Source organism: Mesorhizobium sp. M4B.F.Ca.ET.017.02.2.1 (assembly GCF_003998955.1).
Taxonomy (GTDB): Bacteria; Pseudomonadota; Alphaproteobacteria; order Rhizobiales; family Rhizobiaceae; genus Mesorhizobium; species Mesorhizobium abyssinicae.
In genome coordinates, this window is record NZ_RZOF01000363.1 from 1 (window position 1) to 6285 (window position 6285).

Sequence of the window (6285 nt, forward strand, 5' to 3'; positions counted from 1 at the left end):
CACCGCGCCCAGCCACGGCCGCGAGGACTTCGACGCCTGGATGGACGCTGTGGCGGAACTGCTCAAGCGCGGCGTCGACACCGCGATCCCGTTCCCGGTCGACGATGCCGGCTTCTTCACCAAGGACGCGCCGGGCTTCGGCCCGGACCGCGAGGGTGGAGCCGCGCGCGTCATCGACGACAATGGCAAGAAGGGCAACGCCAACCAGGCGGTCATCGAGGAACTGATCAAGCGCAATGCGCTGTTCGCGCGCGGCCGCCTGAAGCATTCCTATCCGCACTCCTGGCGTTCCAAGAAGCCGATCATCTTCCGCAACACGCCGCAATGGTTCGTCTATATGGACAAGGACCTCGGCGACGGCACGACACTGCGCAGCCGCGCGCTGAAGGCGATCGACGACACCCGCTTCGTGCCATCCGCCGGCCAGAACCGCATCCGCGCCATGATCGAGGAGCGTCCCGACTGGGTGCTGTCGCGCCAGCGCGCCTGGGGCGTGCCGATCGCCGTCTTCGCCGACGTGGACGGCAACGTGCTGAAGGACGAGGCGGTCAACCAGCGCATCATGGACGCCTTCGAGACGGAGGGCGCAGACGCCTGGTTCGCGCCCGGCGCCAAGGAGCGTTTCCTCGGCAATCACGATGCCGCGAAATGGCACCAGGTGATGGACATCCTCGATGTCTGGTTCGATTCGGGCTCGACGCATGTCTTCACGCTGGAGGATCGTCCGGACCTGAAATGGCCGGCCGACGTCTATCTCGAAGGCTCCGACCAGCATCGCGGCTGGTTCCACTCCTCGCTGCTCGAAAGCTGCGCCACCCGGGGCAGGGCGCCCTACGACACCGTCGTCACCCATGGCTTCACCATGGATGAGGAGGGGCGGAAAATGTCGAAGTCGCTCGGCAACACCGTGGTGCCGCAGGACGTCATCAAGCAGTCGGGTGCCGACATTCTGCGGCTCTGGGTGGTGACGACCGATTACTGGGAAGACCAGCGGCTCGGCAAGAACGTGCTGCAGACCAACATCGACGCCTACCGCAAGCTGAGGAACACCATCCGCTGGATGCTGGGCACGCTTGCCCATGACGATGGCGAGGAGGTGGCGCTGGACAAGATGCCGGAACTGGAGCGGCTGATGCTGCACAGGCTGTCCGAGCTCGACGAACTGGTGCGCCAGGGCTACGACGCCTTCGAGTTCAAGCGCATCACCCGCGCGCTCGTCGACTTCATGGTGGTCGAGCTGTCGGCCTTCTATTTCGACATCCGCAAGGACGCGCTCTACTGCGACGCGCCCTCCAGCGTCCGGCGCAAGGCCGCCGTGCAGGTGGTGCGCCATCTGTTCGACTGCCTGGTCAAATGGCTGTCGCCGATGCTGCCCTTCACCATGGAGGAGGCCTGGCTCGATCGTCACCCCGACGCCGTCTCGGTCCATCTCGACCAGTTCCCGCAAATTCCGGCGGACTGGAGGAACGAGGCGCTGGCGGAGAAGTGGCGCAAGGTCAGGCAGGTGCGCCGCGTCGTCACCGGCGCGCTCGAGATCGCCCGCGCCCAGAAGGTCATCGGCTCGTCGCTGGAGGCGGTGCCGGTCGTCACGATCGACGATGCCGCGCTTGAAGCGGCGATCTCGGATGTCGACATGGCCGAGATGGCGATCACCAGCGATCTGGTCATCGCCCACGGCAAGACGCCAGACGGCGCCTTCACGCTGGACGAGGTCAGGGGTGTTGCGGTGGTCGTCGAGAAGGCCGAAGACCGTGGCCTGGTGAAATGCGCGCGCTCCTGGCGCTACACCGCTGATGTCGGCGAAGATCCGGAATTTCCGGACGTCTCGGCCCGCGATGCCGATGTACTGCGCGAACTCAAGGCGCTCGGGCGGCTCTAGTGCATGTCGCCCAAAAGTGTGAAGCGGTTTTGGGATAACGACATGCATCACCAAAATGAGTGCACAAATGCCACGCCGGGCGGCGGATTGCCGCCCGCGCGTTGCCCTTAACGGGTGGTTGAGGTAAACACGCGAAACTCCGGACGACAAATTCTCGCCGGAATTCCGTCGCAAGTGCTTGGCCGATGGGGACCGCGCCTCTGGCCGGTGGCGATCGAGAGGCTGTTTATTGTGGGACTTTTTGGCATGACCGAGAGAACTTATGCGCGCGTCGCGCTGCTGGCGCCGCTTGTCGTATCGGGGCTTGCGCTGTCCGGCTGCATGGGCTCGCCCACCTATGGCACCGACAAGCCTGCCGCCACACAGCTCGCCGACGATCTCTCCAGTGCCTTTTCGATCACGCCGAAGCGCAAGGAACAGATCGACTACAAGCCGCGCCCCGATCTGGTGAAGCCGGCGCCGGGGCAGAAGGGAAACCTGCCGCCGCCGCAGGAGAGCATCGAGACGGCGAGCGCCGATTGGCCCGAATCGCCCGAGCAGCGCCGCGCCCGACTTCGCGCCGACGCCACCGCCCACCAGGACGATCCGGCCTACCAGTCGCAGATCGTCGACGACGTGCAGACCGATCCGGCGGCGGTGAAGAAGGCGATGGCGGATTCGGCCTCGAGCCACCCGCCGCGCTGGACGCCGGCGGATTCGGACAAGGGCCGCGCCGCCGAGATCCAGCGCCGCATGGCAGAGGGCAAGCAGGGCGACCCCAACACCCGCAAATATCTGAGCGAGCCGCCGCTGGCCTATCGCGTCGCCTCCGATGCCGCGCCGCAGGGCGAGCTTGGCGAGGACGAGTACAAGAAGGAACGCCGCCTCAAGAAGGAGGCGGCCGCCAAGAGCAAGAGCGGCGGCTGGTTCGACTGGTGGTAAGGTTTTCGGCCCTGGGCTTCTTGGCTTAGGCCGATTTCTACGGCTCGCGCCGCTCCCGGAAAAAATCCTTGAGAATGAGGGACGCCTCGCGCTCGCCCATGCCCGGATAGATGTCCGGCGTGTGGTGGCAGGTGGCGGAGGTGAAGAAGCGCACACCGTTGACCACCGCGCCGCCCTTCTCGTCGGCGGCGCCGAAATAGAGCCGGCGCAGTCGCGCGAACGAGATGGCGCCGGCGCACATGGCGCAAGGCTCCAGCGTGACATAGAGATCGTGGCCGGTAAGCCGCTCGCTGGCGAGCTTTTCGCAAGCCTGGCGGATCGCCAGCATCTCCGCATGCGCCGTCGGATCGGCAAGCTCGCGGGTGCGGTTGCCGGCCTTGGCGACGACCGTGCCGCCGCTGGCGATGACGGCGCCGACCGGCACTTCGCCGCGCCGCGCCGCCGCCTCGGCCTCCGCCAGCGCCAATGCCATGAAATCCGGCCGCTTCACGCGCTTTCCATTCCGATTATCTCCTCGCCACCCGACAGCGATCCTGTTATCTAGCGCCTAACCTCGAAAATCGGACTCGGTTTTCGGCAACGATCATGCGCCACATCAAAGTGCGACAGCGTCCTTTGCGCGCCCGAACGGATGCGCCACGCTGTAGCAGCGCAAACAGGCAAAGGCCACATGGACGACAACGACAAGAAATTCCGGCCCAAGAAGGGGCCGGTCAGGGGCGGTCCGAAAGCCGCGGGGCCGCGCGGCCGCGATGGCGCCGCCGGCAAGGGCGGCAAGCCGGGCTTCGGCGCCAAGAAGCCTTACGCGCCGCGTGGCGACCGGCCGATGGCTGCCGAAGGCGAGCGGCCAAAGCGCGATTTCAAGAGCGGCGACCGGCCGTTCAGCAAGGGCAAGCGTCCCGAAGGCAAGCCCTTCGAGAAGCGCGAGGGGCCACGCAAGCCCTACGCGCCGCGCGGCGACCGGCCGATGGCTGCCGAAGGCGAGCGGCCTCCGCGCGATTTCAAGCGCGCCTACAAGCCGCGCGATCTAGAGCAGGGCGCGCCAGGCGGCGACAAGCCGTTCCGCAAGGGCCCGCGTCCGGACGGCAAGCCGTTCGAGAATCGTGAGCGCAAGCCCTATGCGCCACGCGGCGACCGGCCGATGGCCGCCGAGGGCGCGGGCGGCGAAAAGCGTTTCGACCGGCCTAAACGTGATTTTGCCGATCGTCCGAAGCGTGACTTTGCCGATCGCCAGAAACGGGATTTCGCCGATCGCCCGAAGCGTGACTTCGCCGATCGCCCCAAGCGCGATTTTGCCGGCGACCGGCCGCAGGGCGGTTTCAAGCCGCGCCCGCGCCCAACGGAGGCCGCCGAGGAAGCGGGCGAGCGCATCGCCAAGCGGCTCGCACGCGCCGGTCTTGCCTCGCGCCGCGACGCCGAGGAACTGATCGCCGCCGGCCGCGTCAAGGTCAACGGGAAGGTCCTGTCCTCGCCGGCCTTCAACGTCATGCCCGACGACATCATCCATCTCGACGGCATGGAAATCCCCAAGATCGAGCGCACGCGGCTGTTCCTGTTCCACAAGCCGGCCGGCGTCGTCACCACCAACCGCGATCCCGAGGGCCGCAAGACCGTCTTCGACGTGCTGCCGGCGGAACTGCCGCGGCTGATGACCATCGGCCGCCTCGACATCAACACCGAGGGGCTGTTGCTGCTGACCAATGACGGCGGCCTGTCGCGCGTGCTCGAGTTGCCGGCCACCGGCTGGCTCAGGCGCTACCGGGTGCGCGTGCACGGCAAGGTCGAGGAAAGCGCGCTCGCGGGCCTGCGCGAGGGCATCGCCGTCGACGGCGTTTTTTATGGCGCGATCGAAGCCAGCCTCGACCGGGAGCAGGGCACCAATGCCTGGTTGACGATCGGCCTGCGCGAAGGCAAGAACCGCGAGGTCAAGAACATCCTTGGCGCGCTCGGCCTCGACGTGACGCGGCTGATCCGTATTTCCTACGGCCCATTCCAGCTCGAGGACCTGCCGGAGGGCCACGTGCTGGAGATCAAGGGCCGCGTGCTGCGCGACCAGCTCGGCGAGCGCCTGGTCGAGGAATCTGGCGCCAATTTCGACGCCGAGATCCAAAAGCCCTTTTCCAACAAACCGGTGCGCCGCACCGAACCGCGACGCGATGAGGCCGAACGGCCAAAATTCCCGCGCGATGGCGTCGATCGCCGGCCGATCGGCGAGGGCGGGCTGATCAAGGCCCGCAAGCGCCGCGAAGGCAGCCGCGACGAGGCGCTGGGCAAGCTTTCGACCAAGCCCGACAGGGCCTTCGGCGAGCGCGGTCCGAAGCCGGAGCGCGGCGGTTTCGGCGACAAACCTCGCGGTGGTTTTGGCGACAAGCCCCGTGCGGGGTTCGGCGGCAAGAAGTCCGAGCGCGAGCAGCGGCCGATCGAGCCGCCCGGCCAGCGCAAGGCCAATGTCTGGATGGCGCCGGGTGCCCGGCCGATCGGCAAGGGCAGGGCGGAGGCCGATGCCGCAAAGGCGGCGGAAGCCAAGGCGCGCAAGGCTTCGTTCAAGCCGTCCTATGGCAAGGCCGCCGGCAAACCAAGCGGCGCCAAGCCGTACGGCAAGCCGCGTGGCGAGCGCCCGGATGGCGGCGACCGGCCGCGCCCGAAGGGTCCCAGGACCAGATGAGGGCCGGACTGAAATGAGAATCGTCGGCGGTGAGTTCCGCGGGCGTCCGCTGGCGACGCCGCGCGGCAATGCCATCCGCCCGACCACCGACCGCACGCGCGAGGCGCTGTTCAACGTGCTGGCGCATCGCTTCGCCGACAAGCTCGATGGCGCGCGCGTGCTCGACCTGTTCGCCGGCACCGGCGCGCTCGGTCTGGAAGCGCTGTCGCGGGGCGCTTCCTACGGCGTCTTCATCGAGGAATCGGCCGAGGGACGCGGCCTGATCCGCGAGAATGTCGAGGCCTTCGGACTGACCGGCCGCACCAAGATCTTCCGCCGCGACGCCACGGGACTCGGCGATGCCGGCACGCTGGCCGCTTTCGGCCTCGTCTTCGCCGATCCGCCCTATGGCAAGGGTCTTGGCGAGCGCGCGCTGCGTTCCGCCAGGCAAGGCGGCTGGCTGCTGCCCGGCGCGCTCTGCGTCGTCGAGGAAGCGGCCTCCGCGCCGTTCGAGGCCGGGGAGGGATTCGCGGTGGTCGACGAGCGCGGTTATGGCGAGACGGTGATCCGGTTCATCGAGGCGGGGTGAGCAGCTCTCCTCTCCCACAAGTGGAGAAGGAAGAAGCGCCGCCTCGAAAATGACGAACAATTCACTTTGCCTCGACCAGCAACCTTGCCTATCGTCGCGCAACCGAAACCGGAGCGTTTAATGACATCTTGCACCAGACGGCTGCGCGCGGCGCTCCTTACCTCGGCGCTTGCGCTCACCGGCCCGGCGCTCGCCGGCGACGACGGCAAGGTGACGGATTTTCTCCTCGACAACGGCATGGAGGTGGTGGTC

General features: G+C 67.3%; 5 protein-coding genes. 4 read left to right on the forward strand and 1 reads right to left on the reverse strand.

The window, feature by feature from the left end; all coding sequences use genetic code 11:
- Together EN738_RS29150 and EN738_RS29155 are read left to right on the forward strand one after the other, a co-directional pair.
- On the forward strand, positions 1 to 1879 hold a 1879-nt coding region (locus tag EN738_RS29150), incomplete at its 5' end, for a class I tRNA ligase family protein (RefSeq protein WP_127286668.1).
- A 246-nt stretch (positions 1880 to 2125) separates the two neighbouring features.
- On the forward strand, positions 2126 to 2800 hold the full coding sequence (locus EN738_RS29155; protein ID WP_127286669.1) for a hypothetical protein: 675 nt from the start codon (positions 2126 to 2128) through the stop codon (positions 2798 to 2800).
- Positions 2801 to 2837: 37 nt separating this feature from the next.
- Here the strand turns inward: EN738_RS29155 and EN738_RS29160 are convergent, their stop codons facing one another.
- On the reverse strand, positions 2838 to 3290 hold the full coding sequence (locus EN738_RS29160; protein WP_127286670.1) for a nucleoside deaminase: 453 nt from the start codon (positions 3288 to 3290) through the stop codon (positions 2838 to 2840).
- A gap of 180 nt (positions 3291 to 3470) precedes the next feature.
- Between EN738_RS29160 and EN738_RS29165 the strand changes: the two genes are divergently transcribed.
- Both EN738_RS29165 and rsmD read left to right on the forward strand, forming a co-directional pair.
- Entirely contained in the window at positions 3471 to 5465 is a 1995-nt protein-coding gene (locus EN738_RS29165) for a pseudouridine synthase (RefSeq protein WP_127286671.1), read from the forward strand.
- A gap of 13 nt (positions 5466 to 5478) precedes the next feature.
- Positions 5479 to 6033 (forward strand): 16S rRNA (guanine(966)-N(2))-methyltransferase RsmD, encoded by a 555-nt coding sequence (rsmD, locus tag EN738_RS29170; RefSeq protein ID WP_127286672.1) that lies wholly within the window; start codon positions 5479 to 5481, stop codon positions 6031 to 6033.
- The last annotated feature ends 252 nt before the right edge of the window (positions 6034 to 6285 follow it).

Coding starts and splice junctions, on each gene's coding strand:
- EN738_RS29155 (WP_127286669.1), top strand. CDS start 2,126: ATGACCGAGAGAACTTATGCGCGCGTCGCGCTGCTGGCGCCGCTTGTC.
- EN738_RS29165 (WP_127286671.1), top strand. CDS start 3,471: ATGGACGACAACGACAAGAAATTCCGGCCCAAGAAGGGGCCGGTCAGG.
- rsmD (WP_127286672.1), top strand. CDS start 5,479: ATGAGAATCGTCGGCGGTGAGTTCCGCGGGCGTCCGCTGGCGACGCCG.